The organism is Streptomyces sp. NPDC054961 (assembly GCF_053609145.1).
Window position 1 is genome coordinate 68,208 of record NZ_JBSGWY010000019.1, and the last position, 19,770, is coordinate 87,977.

At 69.4% G+C, this 19,770-nt stretch carries 14 protein-coding genes and 2 pseudogenes; 8 read left to right on the plus strand and 8 right to left on the minus strand.

The annotated features are described in order from the left end of the window. Positions 1–13 precede the first annotated feature (13 nt). The 3 genes from ACWF9Z_RS18815 to ACWF9Z_RS18825 all read left to right on the plus strand — a co-directional run bounded on the left by ACWF9Z_RS18815 (position 14) and on the right by ACWF9Z_RS18825 (position 6,000). Positions 14–3,469, plus strand: a complete 3,456-nt coding sequence (locus tag ACWF9Z_RS18815; protein WP_453603444.1) for a hypothetical protein — start codon at positions 14–16, stop codon at positions 3,467–3,469. A 28-nt stretch (positions 3,470–3,497) separates the two neighbouring features. Next, complete coding sequence (locus ACWF9Z_RS18820; RefSeq protein ID WP_453603446.1) at positions 3,498–4,601, plus strand: hypothetical protein; 1,104 nt, start codon at positions 3,498–3,500, stop codon at positions 4,599–4,601. A 262-nt stretch (positions 4,602–4,863) separates the two neighbouring features. Further along, complete coding sequence (locus ACWF9Z_RS18825) at positions 4,864–6,000, plus strand: hypothetical protein (protein WP_453603448.1); 1,137 nt, start codon at positions 4,864–4,866, stop codon at positions 5,998–6,000. 400 nt (positions 6,001–6,400) lie between these two features. Here ACWF9Z_RS18825 and ACWF9Z_RS18830 read toward each other — a convergent pair whose 3' ends face one another. The 3 genes and pseudogenes from ACWF9Z_RS18830 to ACWF9Z_RS18840 form a co-directional block, all read right to left on the minus strand. Continuing rightward, complete coding sequence (locus tag ACWF9Z_RS18830; protein WP_453603450.1) at positions 6,401–6,616, minus strand: hypothetical protein; 216 nt, start codon at positions 6,614–6,616, stop codon at positions 6,401–6,403. A gap of 173 nt (positions 6,617–6,789) precedes the next feature. Continuing rightward, positions 6,790–7,042: pseudogene (locus tag ACWF9Z_RS18835) on the minus strand (transposase); the annotation flags it as partial. Beyond that, positions 7,021–8,016, minus strand: coding sequence for a hypothetical protein (locus tag ACWF9Z_RS18840; RefSeq protein WP_453603452.1), 996 nt, complete (start codon positions 8,014–8,016; stop codon positions 7,021–7,023). The gene ACWF9Z_RS18840 and the pseudogene ACWF9Z_RS18835, both read right to left, overlap by 22 nt. A gap of 295 nt (positions 8,017–8,311) precedes the next feature. On the opposite strand from ACWF9Z_RS18840, the gene ACWF9Z_RS18845 reads away from it, so the two are divergent. After that, positions 8,312–8,683 (plus strand): effector-associated constant component EACC1, encoded by a 372-nt coding sequence (locus ACWF9Z_RS18845; protein ID WP_453603454.1) that lies wholly within the window; start codon positions 8,312–8,314, stop codon positions 8,681–8,683. Next, positions 8,680–11,043, plus strand: coding sequence for a caspase family protein (locus tag ACWF9Z_RS18850; RefSeq protein WP_453603455.1), 2,364 nt, complete (start codon positions 8,680–8,682; stop codon positions 11,041–11,043). Before ACWF9Z_RS18845 ends, ACWF9Z_RS18850 begins: the two co-directional genes overlap by 4 nt. A 269-nt stretch (positions 11,044–11,312) precedes the next feature. Here ACWF9Z_RS18850 and ACWF9Z_RS18855 read toward each other — a convergent pair whose 3' ends face one another. Then, complete coding sequence (locus ACWF9Z_RS18855; RefSeq protein WP_453603457.1) at positions 11,313–12,647, minus strand: GH1 family beta-glucosidase; 1,335 nt, start codon at positions 12,645–12,647, stop codon at positions 11,313–11,315. A gap of 63 nt (positions 12,648–12,710) precedes the next feature. On the opposite strand from ACWF9Z_RS18855, the gene ACWF9Z_RS18860 reads away from it, so the two are divergent. Continuing rightward, a complete protein-coding gene (locus ACWF9Z_RS18860) occupies positions 12,711–13,361 on the plus strand; it encodes a TetR family transcriptional regulator (protein ID WP_453603459.1) in 651 nt (216 codons plus the stop codon). On the opposite strand, the gene ACWF9Z_RS18865 is transcribed toward ACWF9Z_RS18860, so the two are convergent. From ACWF9Z_RS18865 to ACWF9Z_RS18880, 4 genes and pseudogenes are all read right to left on the minus strand, one after another. Further along, the gene (locus ACWF9Z_RS18865; RefSeq protein WP_453603461.1) at positions 13,358–14,620 is read right to left on the minus strand and encodes an MFS transporter; all 1,263 of its coding nucleotides are present in this window, start codon (positions 14,618–14,620) and stop codon (positions 13,358–13,360) included. The two genes, ACWF9Z_RS18860 and ACWF9Z_RS18865, sit on opposite strands and share 4 nt — an antisense overlap. Next, positions 14,617–16,677 (minus strand): alpha-galactosidase, encoded by a 2,061-nt coding sequence (locus ACWF9Z_RS18870; RefSeq protein WP_453603463.1) that lies wholly within the window; start codon positions 16,675–16,677, stop codon positions 14,617–14,619. Before ACWF9Z_RS18870 ends, ACWF9Z_RS18865 begins: the two co-directional genes overlap by 4 nt. A 105-nt stretch (positions 16,678–16,782) precedes the next feature. After that, positions 16,783–16,905 (minus strand): annotated as a pseudogene (locus ACWF9Z_RS18875) (IS5/IS1182 family transposase); the annotation flags it as partial. 279 nt (positions 16,906–17,184) lie between these two features. Then, positions 17,185–18,207 (minus strand): beta-propeller fold lactonase family protein, encoded by a 1,023-nt coding sequence (locus tag ACWF9Z_RS18880; protein WP_453603464.1) that lies wholly within the window; start codon positions 18,205–18,207, stop codon positions 17,185–17,187. Between the two features lie 87 nt (positions 18,208–18,294). Here ACWF9Z_RS18880 and ACWF9Z_RS18885 point away from each other — a divergent pair, with 87 nt between their 5' ends. Together ACWF9Z_RS18885 and ACWF9Z_RS18890 are read left to right on the plus strand one after the other, a co-directional pair. Continuing rightward, on the plus strand, positions 18,295–18,534 hold the full coding sequence (locus ACWF9Z_RS18885) for a hypothetical protein (protein WP_453603465.1): 240 nt from the start codon (positions 18,295–18,297) through the stop codon (positions 18,532–18,534). Between the two features lie 265 nt (positions 18,535–18,799). Continuing rightward, positions 18,800–19,642 (plus strand): SDR family oxidoreductase, encoded by an 843-nt coding sequence (locus ACWF9Z_RS18890; protein ID WP_453603467.1) that lies wholly within the window; start codon positions 18,800–18,802, stop codon positions 19,640–19,642. Positions 19,643–19,770 lie beyond the last annotated feature (128 nt).

Consider the following 19,770-nt stretch of genomic DNA (forward strand, 5'->3'; position numbering starts at 1 on the left):
AGGACCTCGGGCCATGTCCGTGGACACCACCCTCATCGTGCCGGTCGAGGTCGCGGCCCTCGCCGTCAACCGGGCCACTCGCGACACCGCAACCCCGCATGTGTTCCACCGCTGGATCACCAACTTCAGCAGCATCGGCGAAGGCGTCCCCGCGGAGCCCGCCCCGTTCTCCAGCCCCGAGGAGTGGACCGGCCGGGAGGACCGCCTCGGCGTCTACCTCCAGTGGGAACTGCCCGCCGCCCTCACCCGCGGCCGCCACGACGAGGAGGAAGGCGTCGGTGACTTCCCCCTGGTGCCCAACCGGTGGCTCGTCGTACGCCACACCGACAGCGCCCGGAAGCTCAAGGCGTGGATCGTCGAGAGCGACTACCTCGACCCCATGAACGGCACCGTCTCCTTCCAGGACCCCGACAGCGAGGAAGCCGCCCCGACCCTGATCGGCAAGTGCCACGAACTCACCGGCCCCTGGCGGGAACCGGTCGACGCGCACGCCCCGTTCCTCACCGCGATCGGCCCCGGACTGCTGACCTTCTCGGTCTTCCAGCCCTACAACAGCAACGTCTTCTCCTTCCACGACACCCTCCTCGACGCGACGGGCGGCGAACCGCCCGCGCGGGAGCGGCTCAGCTACCTCGTCGCCGGCTGGTACGCCCAGCCGGACAGCGACATCCTCGCCGGCACCGACGACCTCGCCGCGCTGCTCGAGCGCCTGCAGTGGAAGCCGCCCGTCGGCTCCGGCGGCGGCATCCGCTCCTCCGTCTACTCCGGAACGGTCCTGGGGCTGGACTGGGACCTCACCGGCCCCGTCCCCGACTCGCCCTGCCCGGCCCCCGCCGACGTCACCCCGATCGTGTCCAACAGCATCGCCGAGGCCGTCGCCGAACTCGGTGCGCAGGCCGGCGGCGAAGGCGCGCTGTCCGGGGACGAGGCCGACCTGTTCCGGGCGTTCCTGCTCGGCGGCATCGACGCCCTGGAAGAGCGCGACCGGCCCGAGGCCGACATCCTCACCGACCGCCGCGCCCACGACAGCGCCTTCGGCCCCGTGCCCGGCGGATACCGCTGGTTCATCGGCGAACGCGGAGAGGAAACCGGCCGCACCACCTCCCGCGCGGCCCTCGCCGCGGAGGCCGACACCGTCGCCGACCTCAACCGTCGCCAAGCCGTGCACGACGCCACCGAAGCCGAGCTCGACACCGCCCGCGAGCACCTCTACCACCTGTGGTGGCTCAGCCACCTGCGCAAGAAGTCCCCGGACTTCACCGGCCGGATCGAGGACGAACTCGACCCCGGCAACGCGGACGGCGCAGCCGGACGTGTCGTCGCCCTCGCCCACGAGCTGGCCGGGCAGCGCGCCGCACTGCCCTGGGGCAAGAGCGAGACGGATCTGGCCGCGCGCATCGACATCCTGTACCCGGCCTACGGGGCCAGGGCCTCCCGCCGCCTGATCCGGGTGCCCGCCGAGGACTTCGAGTACAGCGCCGACCCGGTCCTCACCCTCCAGGGCGCCAACCTCCACGCCCCGCTCACCCGCGACACCGCCCTGCCCTGCCGCACCCCCGAACGCCTGGTCACCCGCGCCTCCGGCATCACCACCACCGACGTCGCCGCCACCGCGGCCCAGATCAACCTCACCGGCCAGCAGCCCCCCTGCTTCCCCGCTCTGCTCAGCGAGTTCCTCATCCTCGAGCGCGCCCTGAAAACCGGGGCGATCCGGGACGTCACCGGCACCCTGCCCGAGTACGGCACCGCACCCTGGGCGATGCCCTGGCAGCCGCTGTTCCTGCTGTGGAAGGCCGAATACTTCCCCCTGCCGCTGCGCGACGGTGACACGGCGCACTGGGAGTTCATCGACGGTTCCCGCTACCAGTGGAAGGGCACCGGAGAGCCCGGCACCCCGCTGGTCGTCTCCGGCCGCCAGATCCTGGCCCCCAGTGCCGGCCACATCGTCGAAGGCACCCTGCAGAGCTACGCCCGTGTGCGCGACCAGCTGCCCGCCGACGCCCTGCGGAGCGTCCGCACTCAGGCCCGGGAGGCGGACTACCTCTCCCAGGCTCTCGACGGTTTCGGCGCCGCCATCGCCCAACGCCAACCGCTGGCCGGCCTCCAGCCCGCCGGCGACCTCGCCACCCTCATCGGCAACGGTGACTACCCCCCGCCGGACCCCGGCCCCCTGAAGGCCAGCGACTGGGACCCCGACCCCGTCTCCACCTTCCAGGACCTGCGCGCCGGCCAGCTCGCCTTCCTCGACCTGGCCGTCGTCGACCGGTTCGGACGCTCCGTCAACCTCATCACCAACCCGGCGCACTTCCGCCCCGAGATGCCCGACACCATGCGCCCGGCCCACCCCGTCAGCGACGAGGACTCCGACCGGCTGGTCGAGCTCGGCCCGCGCCTGCTCCAGCCGGCCCGGCTGCGCTTCGACTTCCTCGCCGCCACCACCGACGAGGACACCGACCTGACCCCAGGCGCCAACCCCGTCGGTGCGTGGCTGCTGCACAACCGCCTCGACCAGTCCCTCGTCGTATACGCCCCGGACGGAGCAGCGCTCGGTGAACTGCGCGTCACCCTGAACGCCGGAGGCGGGCGGGAGGTCTCCTGGTCCGCCCTGCCCGGCTCCGAGGTGACCCGGTTCGAACAGCTGCAAACGGTGGCTCCTCACCCCTACCGGCTGCTCAACGCCGTGAAGACCCGCGGCCCGCAGACCTTCGACGCGTTCCGCGCCACCGTCGACCGGACCCTGGAGACCATCGACCCGGACGGCCCGGCCGACCCCGGCCTCGGCTTCCTCCTCGGCCGCCCGCTCGCCCTGGTCCGCACCCGCCTCACCATGAACCTGCGCGGCCCCCTGCGCACCGATGTCAGCTGGCAGAACCTCTTCGAGCCCTCGCCTTCCGAGCTGCCCGGCTACCCGTGGGCGATCCGCCTCGGCGAGGCGCAGCAGAGCGACGACGGCCTGGTCGGCTACGTCCTCGACGACGACTACGAGCACTTCGAGACGGTCATCGACCCTTCCGCCGGCGGCGGGCAGTACCTTCGGCCGATCGGCGACAAGCCCAGTCTGGAACTGGACTTCGGTGACCACAACACCGCGGTCGCCACCGTGCTGCTGGACCCTCGGGCCGCCGTGCACGCCACCACCGACATCCTCGCCACCAAGAAGGTCTTCGTCCCGCAGGAGTTCACCGCTCAGGCGATCGCCCGCATGAGCGTGAATTTCCGCACCGGACCGCTCCTGGCCGCCACCACCACCCTGCGCGGCAGCCAGGGCGAGAGCGAGGAAACCGTCCTCATGCCGGTCCCGGCCGGCGTCGTCGGCACCTGGAGCTGGTCCGAGAACCGCGGCGGTGAGTGGGAGAAGCTGCCGATCCTCAGCCAGGACCAGTACGACCTCCCCCTCGCCGAACCCGAGATCCGCTCCGGCTTCCTCACTCTGGACGACGCCGTCGCCCACAGCCGCACCGACCACTGAGAACCCGCCACGCTGAAGGAGCCCCCTTGTGACCGTCGTGACCCAGACCCAGGACGCCGACACCTCCGCGGCCAATGACCCGTTGCTGTCCTACACCGTCAGCACCACCCCGAGCCCGCTCAAGGCATCGCCGGAGAATCCGCAGGTCCCCGAGGAGATCGGGGAGGTGATCATTTCCGTCGCCCGGCAGAGCGGCACGCCGGCCGATGTGGAGTGGATCAGGGTGAAGGTCCCGGCCGGGACGATGGCACCCGACCTCGCCACCGACCTGAACAAGATCAGCCCCCGCATCAGCCTGACCGGCTGGACCGTACGCCTGGACGCGGCCGCCAAGGAGTTCGTCTGCGCACCCGCCGGAAGCCACGCACCCATCGGCCCCGACACCGGGTTCACCATCCAGCTGTCCGACATCCCCGTCAGCCGGAAGGTCGGCACCGCCCCGGTCACCGTCACCGAACGCTCCCGCACCGGAAGCTCCGCCTTCCAGGACCGCACCACCATCTTCAACCTCGGCAAGTTCCCCGCCGACTTCTACCTGCGCAACTTCCTGTGCGAGCCGTCCATCATCGCCAACGGCGGCGACGTCAAGCTCACCTGGGAACGCTCCGCCAACGCCACCTACGAACTCCTCTACGGCGACGTCAACCGCGACGTCACCAACCGGACCAGCCTCGACATCGAAGGCATCAAGTCCGACACCACCTTCTACCTCCGCGCCACCACCGGCGACCCCACCAACCCCGTCATCCGCATCATCTCCGCCCAGGTCACCGTCACCCGGCCCGACCTCGAAGTCGGCAACCTCACCGTAGGCGGTGAACTGGCGATCACGGGGAAGGTCCTCACGCGGCAGGAACTCTTCATTGGATTCAAAGAGCGGTGGCTGAAAACCCGCGCGAAGACCGATGGCATCCTCACCGCACGGCTCCAGGGAGCCATTGGCGCAAATCTCTATGTCGACGCAGGCAGGGGCCTCCACTACCTGACGCCCCTCGGGGAGGGGCACAGCCCCTACCTGTCGATCCCGGTGCTCAAGGGTGAGGAAATCAAGCTCAAAGCCTCCACGAACGCCAACCCGAGCGTCGAGTGGTTCGGGTTCGGAAGGGATGAACTGGCTACTCCCTACCCGTAGACCGCGATCGCCGGCATGAGACAAGCCCCCGTGGCGGACAGCGCGAGAACCGCGGGGGCACCTGCCACAAGCTGCCCATTCTCAGCCAGAACAGTACGACCTCCCCCTCCCCCTCGCCGAACTCGAGATCCCCTCCGGCCTCTTCACCCTCGACGACGTCGTCGCACACAGCCGCGCCCGCCACTGAAGGAACACTCCGTTGTTGTGCGCCATCCCGCGCCGGGGGCGGGATGGCGCGGCCACCGAACCCCGAGGAGTCTTCGTGACCCTGATCGTCCAGATGCAGGACGCAGGCACCGCCGCCAACGACCCCCTGCTGTCGTACGCCGTCACCACCACCCCCAGCCCGCTGAAGGCCTCACCGGAGAACCCGCAGGCCCCGGAGGAGATCGGGGAGATCGTCATCTCCGTCTCCCGGCAGAGCGCCACCCCGGCGGATGTGAGGTCGATCCGGGTGAAGGTGCCGGCCGGCGCCATGTCGCCGGACCTCGCCACCGACCTGGCGAAGGTCACCCCGAGGATCAGTCTCACCGGCTGGAGCAGCCACCTGGATGCCGCAGCGAAGGAGTTCGTGTTCTCGCCCGCGGCCAGTCATACGCCGATCGGCCCGGACCTCGGCTGCACCATCCAGCTGTCCGACATCCCCGTCAGCCGCAAGGTCGGCACCGCTCCCCTGACCCTGACGGAGTCATCCCGCACCGGATCCTCCGCGTTCCAGGACCGGACCACCGTCTTCAACATCGGGAAGTTCCCGGCCGACTTCTACCTGCGCAACTTCCAGTGCGAACCCTCGATCATCCCCAACGGCGGCAACATCAAGCTGACCTGGGAACGCTCCGCCAACGCCACATACGACCTGCTGTACCCCGGTGTCGAACGGGACGTCACCAACCGCACCGGGCTGGAACTCGACGACATCAAGTCCGACACCACCTTCTACCTCCGTGCCACCACCGGCGACCCCACCAACCCCGTCATCCGCATCCTCTCTACCCAGGTCAGCGTCCTCAGGCCCGACCTCGAAATCGGCAACCTCGACGTCGGAGGCACCCTCAACGTCACCGGCGGCTGGTTCGAGGATTCCGTCGACCTGCCCACAGATCCCACGGGCAACGGCGTCCGGCACTACGTCGTTCCGGACGACGGATTCTTTGAAGGGTGGGTAAGACTGGAGCCCAGCCAAAACACGCACAAAGTGTTCCTGCGCGTGTGGAATTCCCATGACTACACCAAGGTGTCACAGGCAACCGCGCACAGCGACCCGCGCGACGCGCAATACGCCTCTCTCTTCAGGACGGCCCGGAAGGGAGAGAGCATTTACATCGCCAAGAGCAGCCCCGTCGCACATCCCGTCTATGAGGCTCACCTGCGGTTCACGCGAATGGGCCGCAAGAGCTGAACGGCCCTCGCCCCGGTGAGCTTCCCCAGGTTCAACACGCTGGCTTCCTGGAGAATGCACCAGCCGCACCGCAGGGCTCGATGGCCGATGTCCCGGTGGCCGGCACCGGGCCGACGATGCGTGCGCACCGTGGTGCGCTCAGCGGCCGGCCGACTGGCCATGCTGCGGTCCGGGTTCTGAGGGTGGTGCGCCCGCTGGTCGTCCTCGGGCGCACCGGGTGTGGTGTGGTGCGGGGTCGTCCTCCTGGTCGGCGTACCGCCGTCTCAATGCACGGCCTGCGTCGACCCCGGTGGGCGCGGAGTACGGAGTTCTGGGCGCAGGCCGAGGACTCCGGGCCCACACCCTCGCCATGGCCTTCGCCGACCGGTCGCGGTGAGGTCGCGGCGCTCCTCGTACCGTCCTACCTGACCAGGAACTTCACCGAGCCGAAGTGATCGGGGCCGCCCTGACCCGGCTCGAAGAAGGTCACCACCGCGCCGTCCTGGCAGCCCGTACCCCGGTACAGAACGGCAAGGCGGTCGGTGTGGTTGGTCGGCCGGTTTGCTTCACCCTGCGTGTTGTAGCAGAGACCGTCCTCGGGATCGTTCAGCTCGAACCCCTGCCACCACCCGTCCACGTAGCCTTTCGGAGGTTCTTCATGTAATCGCTCCCTCGAGGACGTCTTGCGGGGAGTCAGTGTGTCCGCCAGCACATGCCTGTGCGGCGACCGTCACCCGCACGGCCGTGGAGGAAACGATCCCGCCTCACCCCCCGGAGCTACTCCTCGCCCCGGGACCTACCCGGCCCTGCCTTGGTGGCGAACGCGGTGTTCGGGTCGAGTCCGGCGGCCTGGCAGCGGTCGGGCTGATCGGTCCGTGAGCGCGGAATGTGGGGATCGGGGTCCCGTGCGGCATGTCCGTGCCGGCCTGCGTAGGCGAGGTGGACCGCGACGTGGGAGTTTTCGGATGGGGCCTGCGGTGCCGGTGTACTGGCGCTGGACGCCGGCAGTGCGGCTGCCCTCCTTCACGTCGCCCATCTCGATCACGAGCACCGCCTGATAATCCTGCGGACCTGGCCCGTACCGTCACGTGCCGGCTGAGGCGTCCTCGTCCCGCACGGCCATGAGGGCCTCGGCCACGGCCGGGATGCGGACGATCTCGCCGCACAAGCCTCGATGCGGTCCGCCGTGTATTTCCGCACCTCGAATTCGGGATCGCGAAGCAGACCGACGATGGCCGAGGCGACCTTGCCGCTCCCGTCGTCGGGCAAGATCAGTGCCTCGCCGGCCCTGCCTCGCACGCGCGGATCCACGTCCGCGGCGAGCAGCAGCAGGGCGTCCCTGGCCGCGCCCAGAGGAGCGCGCCAGGTGGCCCAGTCGAACCCGAGGTCGGGGAACTCGGCCCGGACTGCGGGGCTCGGGTGGCCGGCGTGCCGTAGTCCCACGGCCTCCAGTTCCGGGTGTCTCAGCTCCCTCAGGGTCGAGAGCACCCTGGCCAGGATGTGCGGGTCCTCCTCCTCCCCGTCCATGGCCCAGGCCACGAGGACGACCGCCGTCTCCTTCCCGAAGGGGACTCCCTGCCGCGACCAGATGTCCAGGTAGACCTGCATCCGGTAGGACTGGAAGACGGAGAGGACGAACAGGCGGCGGCCCGGGTCCGGATGGTGCCGGTACGCGGTCACCGCCAGGAACGTTTCCGGGTCGCGGCGAAGGGCGAGGACGGATTCCGCGGACCGCCAGTCGGCATGGTGCCACTCGCCTTGCGCCAGGGCCCTGTCCACCAGTTCGTCCACGGGTGTCACGATGCCGTGCCCGGCACGGACCGTGAAGCCGCCGAGCGTCAGTCGGGCAACGTCCTCGTACTGGTCGTACTCGCCGTCCTCGCCCTGCTCCTCGTGGACGGGGCCGGACTCCCCTGTTCTGTTGCGGAGCTCCACTTCAGCACCCCGCTCGTACCCATGCCGGGCCAATGCGAGCAGCCGCTCTCGTTCGGCTTGGGGTAGCCGCAGCGGATCGTGCCCCAGCAGGGCCTTCGTCATCGCCCGAGAGCCGCCGTCCACCGCCCGCAGAAGAGGGGTCGTTCCGTCCGGCAGTCTCCGGTCCGGGTCCGCGCCACGCCCGACCAGCGTGCTCGCGGCTGCTGTGTCATGGGCGCCGACTGGAGCTCATGCTGATCCGCGTGGACAAGAAGGTCACCGCCGTCCGGGCAGCCGACGCGGAGATGGTCCGGGGGCAGACCCCCGTAGGAACGGTGGTACGGCCGGCCCATGTCGTCTCCCGTTCCGATCTGACAAACTCTTCTGGGAACGCGACCATTTGCTGCGGGGGGATCGAATGGACGTCCGGATCGAAGTGCGCTCAGCAGAGCGGAACCTTGACGTCCCGTTGCTGGAACGTCTACGGGAATGGCTTGGGAACGAAGTCGAGCTGCGCGGCCGAATCAAGCTGGTGCTCGGGCCGCAAGATCCCGAACATATGGGCAGTGGTGCCCTTGAAGGGCTTCTCCTGTCGCTCGGCTCCGGGGCCGCAGGCGCGTTGGCGCGGTCCCTTCCCCTGTGGATCCGACAGCAGCGCTCCGGTGTAGAGATCGAGTTGACGAGCAGCGCCGGCGACAAGGTCCGCCTCAAGGCGGACAATGTCCGAGATGCCGAGTCCCTCATATACCGGACACTCGACGATCAGCGGCGACGCGGTACCGATCAATGAGACTGCCGGACCCCGCCACCTCACGTGCGGTTCTGATCGGTACCCGCACATACGCCGCGAACTCCGGGCTTGAGGACCTGCCCGGGGTGACCGGCAACATCGTGCAGCTCGGCCATCTACTGCCCACCGTGACCGGCCTCTCCCCTGGTCACTGCCGGACGCTGCTCGATCAATCCGATGACCGGGCCGTGTGTCAGGAGATCAGGAAGGCGTCCAGGGAGGCGGAAGACCTTCTGCTGGTGTACTTCGCCGGACACGGGCTCATCGATCCGGAGTCCGGCGAACTGTTTCTGGCCCTCTCCCGCAGCGACCCGGACGAACCGCTGTACACCGCGGTGCGCTTCGCCGAAATCCGCGAGGCAGTGGCTGCGAGCCGGGCCCGCAACCGGGTGATCATTCTGGACTGCTGCTACAGCGGTCGCGCGATCGTGGATGCGATGGGGACGGACGTGGCGGCTTCGGCATTCGCGCAGACCGACACGTTCGGTGCGTACACGCTGACTGCGACATCCGCCAATCTGCCCGCCATTGCGCGCGCGGGAGATCGGCACACCCTGTTCACTGGCGGTTTGCTACGCCTGATTGCGGAAGGGGTGGAAGACGCCGGTCCCTACCTCACCTTGAGCTGTCTCTACGACGAACTGCGTCGTACGCTCAGCCCCCAGCCCCGCCAGCAAGGCAGTGACAGTGCCGGCCAGATCGCTCTCGCACCCAACCCGGCCTACCTGCCGAGACAACCTGAGCCGGGGGCCAGGGCAGAGCCCCGGACACCGGTCTCCGAAACCGCGACCCGCCAGCCCGTCACGTTCCGGACCAATGTGCGTCGGGTGATCTGGCAGCGGCTCCTGCTCTACTTCGCCATCACCTGTCCGCCCGGAGCGGCGGCGTTCTTCTACGTCCTATGGCTCTCCCACTCCATCAGCATCATCGCCTTGGCCGGCTCGGTGACGCCCCTCCTCGCGTGCAGCAGCCTCGTATACGGCGCTTACCAGTTGCATCGCGTACCGCGCCGCTACTTACTGCGCGTCGATCAGGACGGACTGCGGCTGACGATCGACGAAAGCTCCGTCGAGATGCACTGGCAGGACGTACGGCGTATTACCACCGTCCGTACGCGGGCATGGAACGTCAGCCCGCCACAGCTGTTGATCGTCCCGCGCCGCGGATACGCCGCTCCTCCGCGTCGGCGCCTCAGGGTGGAGCCGTACATCGACGGGCGTCGACAAGCTCTCGTGTTCTGCGACCTGAGGCGATTCAAGGAGAGGCGCCCCGGTGAAGTGGAGGCCGCGATCTCCTCCTTTGCCGGCGGACTGTGGGACGTCGACCACGGTCTGGGCGAAGCGTCAACTGTGCGGTTCGGCAGGCCGTGGCACGAGAACCTGCTGGCCGCCGCCTCGGGTGCCTTCCTTTTCGGCGTGTTCTCTGTCGCCGCATTCTTCGTCCTCTTCGAACCCCCGACCCCACCGGTCCCGGCAGCTCTGTGGCTCGTCCCCCCGGGCTTGGTCGTTGTATGCGCCGTGGTTCCGATGGTCCGGCCACCCAGCATCACACTGGATTCCGAGGGTGCCAGCATGCGGCATGCGTTCCGTCAGCTGCGGCTGCCGTGGGGGGCGGTGACCAGTGTCGTGGCTGTCTGGGGTGCTGAAAGGGGGCGGCACTACGTGCTGGTCAGGACGCAACCACCCGACAGAGGGAGCCTTTGGTTGATGCCCTACGACCGGACCCTTGGCGGCTACGTATTTGACCGGCAGGATTTGGCGCCCGGCAACGAAGAACTGGCGGCCGCATTCACACATTTCGTCGGGCCCCGTTGGCAGGGGTTCACCGACGAACTCAGCGTCCTTCGGCAACTATCCGACACCCGCGCCGTCTTCAGCGGCCGTCTGACAGGTCCTTCAGGATGGGCGATCGGCGCCCTCACGCCACTCGCCATCGCAGCGGTGGTAAGCGGCGGGGCGTTCACCACGGCGCCACCGGTGACCATCGGCGTCATGGCCGTAGATCTGATCCTGGGACTCCTCCTGCTTGTCCTGGTATTGCAGCAACGACTGGAACTGCGCATCGATCACGGTGCCATCGAGCTGGCTGCGGGACGAACCCGGACCAGGATCGCCTGGTCGGACGTCAGCCGGGTAGAGCTGGTCCCCCCGGAACGCGCCCCCCATCGACGACCCTGCATCGTAGTGTGGCTCAAGGACGGGGCCGCCACGCCTGCCCGATGGCGCTGGGGTGGGTGCCTCCGGCCGTGGTCCGGGGGCGTCCACGTCACCTGCTGCCAGCTAGGGCGGGGAACCACCGCGATCACAGCGACAGCCGCACAAGTCGAGCAAGCCCTGGCGCACTACGCTGGCGGCGCCTGAAGCTCCACGACGCGGCCGTAGCCCCCTCAAGCCCCGCAACCCCGCGCGAACAGGCCGGGCCTCGGTTGAGCCGGCTACGGCGGCGGGCCCCTGCCCGAACCGCGGGACGTCGTCCACGGTCGCGTCGCCATGAGTCAGCGCTCGGTAACGCTGGGCAAGATCGTTCCGGCCGGATCTCATGGCCGCCGCCGGACAGCCGCTCGGATGAGAGCCCGGCATCCGGAATCCGCCGGAGCTCGTGCGGTAGTCGCGCGAGCCCGGCGGTCGACTCAGCCGCGCTGAGCGCGGATGAGGTCGCGGTACCAGGCGAAGGACGCCTTCGGGGTGCGGACCTGGGTGTCGTGGTCGACGTGGACGAGACCGAAGCGCTGATGGAAGCCCTCGGCCCATTCGAAGTTGTCCATCAGCGTCCAGGTGAAGTAGCCGCGGACGTCCACGCCCTGGGCCACGGCGGCGTCGACGGCCTGGAGGTGGGTGTCCAGGTAGTCGATGCGGTCGAGGTCGGGGACGGAGCCGTCCGCGGTGACGACGTCCTCGACCGAACAGCCGTTCTCCGTGATGTAGACCGGCGGGAGGGCCGGGTAGCGCTCCTTGAGGCCGACGAGCAGTTCCCGTAGGCCGTCAGGGACGACGGGCCAGCCGAAGGCGGTGCGGCGGCAGCCCTCGATGGGGGCCTCTTCGAACGGCAGGCCCTCGGACGTCGGAGCCTGGATGCGGGTCGGGTTGTAGTAGTTGACGCCGAGCGCGTCCAGCGGGGCCGAGATCAGTTCGAGATCGCCGTCCTGGACGGAGCCGCCGAGGGTGGCGTCCGCGCCGTAGGCCGACAGGTCGGGGTAGGTGCCCGTGAGGATCGGGTCGTTGAACAGGCGGTTGTGGAGGTTGTCATAGGCCTGCGCGGCGGCCTGGTCGGCGGGGGCGTCCGAGGCGGCCCAGACCGGGGTGCAGTTGTTCGCGATCATCACTTGGAGGCCGCGCGCCCGCAGCTCCCCGAGCGCGAGGCCGTGGCCGAGCAACTGGTGGTGGACGACCGGCAGGCAGTCCAGGTACAGGGTGCGGCCCGGGGCGTGGATGCCGAGGCCGTAGCCCCAGACCGCGTGGATGAACGGCTCGTTGAGCGTGATCCACTTCTGGACGCGGTCGCCCAGCCTGTCGGCCACGATGGCGGCGTACTCGCCGAAGCGGTACGCGGTGTCGCGGCTCAGCCAGCCGCCTTCGTCCTCGAGGCCCTGCGGGAGGTCCCAGTGGAACAGGGTCGGAACGGGTTCGACGCCGCGTGCGAGCAGGCCGTCGACCAGCCGGTCGTAGAAGTCCAGACCCTGGAGGTTGACCGCGCCCTTGCCGGTCGGCTGGATCCTGGGCCAGGCGATGGAGAAGCGGTAGCCGGTGAGGCCCGCCTCGGCCATCAGCGCCAGATCCTCCTCGTACCGGTGGTAGTGGTCGCAGGCCACGTCACCGGTGTGCCCGTCGCGGACCATACCGGGGCGGGCGGTGAAGGTGTCCCATACCGACGGTCCGCGGCCGCCCTCCTTGGTGGCGCCCTCGATCTGGTAAGACGCCGTCGAGGCACCCCAGATGAACTCCGCCGGCAGATGTCCCAGCTTCATGTACGACAACCTCCAAAATATGAGTACGACTCACGTTAGCTCGCTTGATGGGATGATGGAACCGTGAACCAAGATCGCCCCCCGGGGACGCTGCGCCGCCGGCCCGTGCAGAAGCGCAGCGTCGAACGTTTCGAACGGCTGCTGGACGCCTGCGCCGAGCTCCTGGACGAGGTCGGCTACGCCGGGCTGACCACCAAGGAAGTGGCTCGCAGGGCCGAGGTGCCCATCGGTACCCTCTACCAGTTCTTCTCCGACCAGGAGGGGCTGGTCGGCGCGCTCGCCGCCCGGAACCTCGAGGCCTTCCTGGAGCGGGTCGCGGTCCGGCTGGAGCGCGAGGAACCGGAAGGCATCTCGGACGTCGTCGAGGTGGCCGTCGAGGAGTACGTCGCCATGCGCCGGACGATCACCGGTTTCGGCGTGGTCGACTTCGGTGCAGTGGGCCGGGACCATACCCTCGATCCGGCCCTGGACAACAACACGGCGGTCGCCGGACGGCTGCGCTCGCTGACCGCGTCGCTGTCCGGCGTTCAGGACGACGCCGAACTGGACATCGCCACCCGGGTGGCACTGGAATGCGCGGACGGCGTGCTGCGACTTGCCTTCCGTACCGATCCGCAGGGCGACCCCCAGCTGATCGCCGAGTGCAAACGAGTCCTCAACAGCTACCTGAACGATCGGATCCGGTCGCTGGCGACACGTCGGGGAGCGCCCTAGCGGACGCTCCTGACCTTCCAGACCAGTGCCGCGCCCAGCGCGGACATGGCCGCGGAGCAGAGGAACAACGAGCGGTAGCCCCCCAGATCCCCGATCGCGACCGACGCGAGCGGGGGAACCAGGACGTAGGGCAGGGACGTCATCAGGTTGGCCAGGGCCATGTCCTTGCCGCGGTCGGCCGAGGCAGGGAGCACCTCGGTGACCAGGGCGGTGTCGACGGCCAGGTACACGCCGAAGCCCAGGCCCAGGATGACGGCCGCGACCAGCGTCATGGTCCAGGTGGGCGACAGGGCGAGCGGGATCGCGGCGACGGCCATCGTGACGCCGCCGATGAAGACGAGCATGCGGCGCTTGCCCAGCTTGTCGGAGAGCCAGCCGCTGAGGACGACCGTCGAGATCGTGGCCAGGCAGTTGACGCCGACCACGATGAGCAGGCCGTCATCGGTGGATTGGCCGGGGTACAACTGCTCGTAGTGCAGGACGTCGTCAAGGAAGTACGGCATGTAGAGCGTGCCCAGGCCGTAGCCCAGCCCCATGATGAACCGGGAGCTCATCGCCCAGACGAAGTCGGGGTGCGCGCGCGGGCTGATCCGGTAGCCGTCCAGGAAGGTGCGCAGCGAGAACGGCTCGCGATGGTCGGAGGGAAGCGGCGGGTCCCTCATGACCACCGCGAACAGCGCGATCAGCAGCGGGAACGCGGCCATCAGCGCGTACTGCGCGGAGAAGCCCGCGACCAGCCCGAGCAGCAGCCCGCCCGCGATCATGCCGCCGGCCTGCGGGACCGTGGCCCAGCCCAGCACCACACCGCGCTGCGCGGCGGGAACCCGGTCGGGTACCACCGGGGCGATCCCGGCACCAATGATCATGAAGGCGGCGGACAGCGAGAGAGAGCCGAGCGCGACCCCGACGACCGTCGTCTGGATGCCGGTATAGATCAGCGCTGCCATGCAAGCCAGCGAGCCCGCGAGCATCCACGGCCGGCGGCGGCCGAAACGGCCGGTGGTGCGGTCGCAGAGCGCGCCGGCCAGCGGCGCGATGACAATGCCCGAGATCGCGCCCACCATGCTGACCCAGGCGTAACTGCCTATCTTGCCCGACGGGTCGATCTGGGCGATCTGCTCGGGCATCAGAAACGTGCTCGGGACCTGCATCGGGATGAACAGCCCGGTGTTGGCCAGCACGTACAGGGCGATCCAGCCGGGGCCTACCTTGCGGGTCGGCTCGGCGAGAGCCTCGGGCCGTGCGGGGGCGAGGCTCATCGGGGCACTCTCTTGAGGTGCACGAGCTGGCTGGTGCAGTCGAAGGTCAGCAGCGGCGGGAGGCCGTGGCTGAGCAGGACAGCGCCCTCGTGGACGGCGCCGGTGTCCTCGTCCCGGTAGCGGGCACGGGCGTCGAGGCCCTCCAGCCGAGTGCGGGCGACGGTGCGGTTCAGCCCGGACGGCCGGAACTGGAAGACGACGACCTCGTCTTCGGTGAGGTACTGCACGGCGTCATGTCCGAGGCGGTACAGGGCGCCGCCGTGCACCACGGGCCGGATCCGCTTGTACTGTTCGACCAGCCCCCGGGCCCAGGCCAGCTCGTCCTCGCTCCATTTCCGCAGATCGCCGCCGATGCCCATCGCCCCGGCCATCGAGACGTGGAAGCGGTACCGGACCGAGGTCGGGCGGGCGGTGAAGCTGTTCGGGCTGTCGGTGACCCAGGCGCCCATGGTCCGGGCAGGCAGCAGCTGGCAGTGGCCGTGCTGGATCGCGACCCGTTCGGCGGCGTCGGTGTTGTCGGAGGTCCAGACCTGGTCGGCGCGGGCCAGTACGCCCAGGTCGGCCCGCCCGCCGCCGCCCGCGCACGACTCCAAGTACAGGTCGGGACGGGCTGCGCGCAGCCGGTCCATCACCTCGTAGACGCCGCGCGTGTGCTCGATCCAGACCCGGTCGGGGTCGGCGGCCCCCGGCTGCCCCGCCTCGCTGAAGGAGCGGTTCATGTCCCATTTGAGGAAGGCGACGTCCAGCTCGGTGACGGTCCTGACCAGCCATTCGACCGCCCATTCACGGACGTCGCGGCGGGCGAAGTTCAGCACGTGCTGATTACGGCCCTGCGTGCGCGGACGGCCGTCCTGGCAGAGGATCCAGTCAGGGTGCGCACGGAACAGGTCGCTGTCGGGGTTGACCCCCTCGGGCTCGACCCACAGCCCGAAGCCCATGCCCAGCGCGCGAACGTGGTCGGCGAGCGGGCCCAGGCCGTCCGGGAAGCGGTCGGGGTTGGGCCACCAGTCGCCGAGCCCGGCCGCGTCGCTGGTGCGGGAGCCGAACCAGGCGTCGTCCACCACGAAGATCTCGACGCCGAGACCCGCGGCCAGGTCGGCCAGCTCGGTCTGCTGCTTCTCGCTGACGTCGAACTCGGTCGCCTCCCACGAGTTGAAGATCAGCGGGCGTTCGGCCCGCCGGGCGGGCAGCACCTGGCCCTCGACGTAGGCGTGCCAGCGACGGCTGGTGCCGCCGAAGCCATCGGGGGCATACAGTCCGGTGAAGACGGGGGTCTCCAGACGCTCGCCCGGGAGCAGTTTCCACACCAGTCCCTCGTGACCGAAGCCCCCCGTCCAGGAGGCGCGGCCGTAGGGGTCGCGGCGCAGGGTGACCCGTCGGCTGCCGCTCCAGGCCAGGGCCGTGCTCCAGACCTCCCCGTGCTTCTCGGTGGCGTCGTGCGCGTCGAGCATCAGCCAGGGTCCGGCGTGCTGCCCTGTGATGCCGAGGCGGCTGGTGAACACCGTCTCCCCGATGGGCACCCGGTCGCGCTGGAGCTGGAACTCCCTGCCCCACTCCCCCACCACGTGGCTGACCCGGTAGTCGTCGCGGGCGGGCACCGTCCAGGCGGCCGAGTCGAACCGCAGGACGTCCACCGGCTCGTCCGCGGTGAGGACCGCCCAGCGTTCCATCTGGTCGTGGCCGTCCCGGATTCGGTAGTGCAGGTCGAGACCCAGGGAGCGGACGCGGTCGGTGAAGGAGAGCGTGAGCAGACCGTCCTCAGCGCTGTGCGAGACGAACCGCCACTCGAAGCCGCGCACGCCGTCGTCGAACCGGACGGTCAGCGACGGCGCCCCGAACCGCAGGCCGCCCTCGACCACATATTCCTCGGCGCCGGGATCGTCACCGCCGGGGTCCTCGGCGGGCAGGTCGGCCGCGATCACGACGGCCTGCTCCAGGGTCAGCGGCCGGCCCCAGTGCACGTGCCGGGGGACGTCGTCGGCATCCAGCTGGAGAGCATAGGAGGTGCCGGGCGTGCTCAACAGCCACAGGCGGGCTTCGGAATGGTAGGTGATCACACGCGGCCTTAATGTGAGTGCGACTCATGTTTTGCCCGCATGCTACGTGAGCGCACCTGGAACGCCAACCCCCTTGGCGGGGGCCGTCGTCGGGAAAGGCGAGGTATCGGCGGCGCCCCGATCGATCGGCAGCAGGGTGCCGTCCAGGATCACGAACGCCTTCGTCCGTACTGCCTTCATCACCTCGTCCAGGGTGGGGGCCAGGCCGACCAGGGCGTCCACGGCCTCGCGCAGGGAGCTCGGCCAAGCAGCCAGAGGACGTCGAGGACGCCGCCGGTGGCGATGAGGGTCAGGCCGGCGTCGTCGACCTCGTCGGCCTCGTCGTGGCCGGCTCCCTGATGGGTTGTCTCGTCCTCGCCCTTGTGTACCCGGAGAGGTTCCGAGAGGGCGGTTCGTGCGGTGATGTCTGTTTCCGGCTGAGGTTCGGTCAAGGTGGGACTGAATCGTTCGGTGCGGTTCCCCCAGTGACCGACACTGGTCATGGGCTCAGCAGGGGCGTCCCGTAGGTCACGGACCGGGCTTGCGCGGGGTGACCGCGACGCCGGTCGGGCCGTCGCCTACGGGCACGGTGCCCGTGACCCGAGCGGTCGCCGTGTCGATGACCGACGCCCTGTCCGCGTCGAATTCGCTGACGTAGACGTGGGAGCCGTCGGGGCTGACGGCAAGTCCGTTGGGCCCGGCGCCCACCTCGATGGTGTCCGTGACGCCATAGGTACGGGTGCTGATCACCGACACGCTGTTCGAGCCGATATTGGCCACGTAGACCTGGCATCCGTCAGGGCTGGCGCCGACGCCGGCGGGTTGCACTCCGACCGGGATGCGGGCCGTGACCGTGTTACCGCGGGTCTCGATCACCGACAGGTCGTCCGAGGTCAGGTCGGAGACGTAGAGCTGGCGGCCGTTCGGGGTGAGGGCCAGTGCCGTGGGCCCGTTGCCCACGGGGACGGTGCCTACGACCGTGTTCGTGTCGGTCCGGACCACCGAGACGTCGTCCGAGGCTGCGTTGGCGACGTAGAGGCGGGAGCCGTCCGGCAGTACGGCAAGGCCCAGGGGCGAGTCCCCCACCTCGATGGTGTGCGTGACCTTCCGCGTGCGGGTGCTGATCACCGAGACGTCGTCAGACCTCACGTTGGCCACATATGCGTGCCGTCCGTCCGGTGAGATCGTGACCCTGCTGGGTTCCTCCCCCACGGCAATGGTGTCGATGACCGTCCTGGTGCGGGCCTCGATCACCGACACGGTGTCCGCCGCGGAGTTCGTGACGTAGACGTGCGAGCCGTCGGGAGTCACGGCCACGCTGTCGGGCCCGTCGCCCACTCGAACGCTGTCCACCACCGCGCCGGTACGGATGTCGATCACCGAAACCGTGTCGGAGCGGAGGTTCGCGACGTAGACGAAAGCCCCCGGCCGTGCGGAGGGCTTCGAAGCCGGCGCTGCGAGGGCCCCCGGCGCACTCGCCATCGCCGCGAGTGCCACCGTCGCCACCAGCGCCGCGGCCGCTCGGCGTCCGGTCCCCTGAGTCCGTGTCATGGACCACAAGCTACGACTCGGGGTACCGGTCAGACACGAGGCTCGCCCCAGGTCGCTGGTGGAGGCTCCGTCGGCTATTGCTTCCTGGTGAAGCTGCCGCTGTCGATCTCGGTGAGGATGTCGTGGCAAGTGGAGCTGGCCATCGTAGCCACCCCCAGGGAACACGAGGAACTTCTGGACCGGCTGACCGACGTCCTGTGCCCGGACCCCAACCACGAGGGGCCCTGCGAGATCCCTTGGGCCATACACAGCGTCAACGAGGACACCATCTCTGGCGAGGAGCGCAGGGCTCTCCTCGAAGAGATCGAAGACACCAACCCGTCCTGACCCCTCCAAAAGTGGCGACGAGATCCCGCCCGAGCACAAGGTCGGGCGGGATCTCGTACATCCGAGGAAAGTCAGTGCCGTGCCGCCCACTGCTGGACGCGCTGTCCTCCAGCCGGCCTTCGAGGCCAGGGAGGTCGCGATCGACCACCACGGGGGACGTCCGCTACGTCTGGCCTCCCCCACCAACACACTGATGGATGAGGGCGGTCACCCAAACTCCAGGGAGACTGCCTGCACCGTCGCGGAGCCGGTCTACTTTGTCGCCATGACAGTTCTGATCGTCGGCGGCAGCGGCTTCCTCGGGACCGAGCTGGTCCGGCAAGCGGTAGCAGCGGGGCACACGACCGTCGCGACGTACGCAACCAAGCCCGGTCCCGTCTCCCCGACCGCGTGGCGCCACCTCGATCTGCGGGACACGGGAAGCCTGGACGCCATCATGGCCGAGGTGCGCCCCCAGCTCGTCCTCAACGCGTCGAGCGGCCTGGCCGACTGGGCGACCACGGCACAGGGCCCCATCCGCCTCGCGATGCTCGCGGCAACGTACGGAACCCGCATGGTCCACGTGTCCAGCGACGCAGTGTTCTCCGGCGCGCGAGTCCACTATGACGAGTCCAGCCTCCCCGACCCCGTCACCCCCTACGGCGCGGCCAAAGCCGCCGCAGAGACCGGCGTCCTCGCCGTGCATCCGAAGGCCGCTGTCGCCCGGACATCGCTGATCATCGGTTACGGACGATCTGCCCACGAACAGACGGTGCACGAACTCGCCGACGGCACGCGCGACGGTGCACTGTTCACCGACGACATCCGCTGCCCCGTGCACGTCACCGACCTGGCCGCCGCCCTCCTGGAACTGGCGGCCACCGACACAACCGGCATCCACCACCTCGCCGGCCCCGACGCGGTGAGCCGTCACGAGCTCGGCCTGCTCATCGCCGAGCGGGACGGTCTTGATGCCTCCCGACTACCCACAGGACTGCGGGCCGACAGCACCCTTCCCGGCGCACTCGACGTTCGCCTCGACAGCCGTGCAACCCAACGGACCCTGCGCACCACACTGCGCGGTGCCCGGCAGTTCCTGCGCCGCACTGAGCAGCAGTCCGGCCAGTAGGCCCATGACCGAGGGGGGGGGGGGCCCCCCCCCCCCGGCGGCCCGCGCCCGCTAAAAGGCGGGGCCGGCGGGGCGGGGGGGGTGGGGTGGGGGGCCCCCCCCCCCCGGGCGGGGGGCGCCCGGCGCGG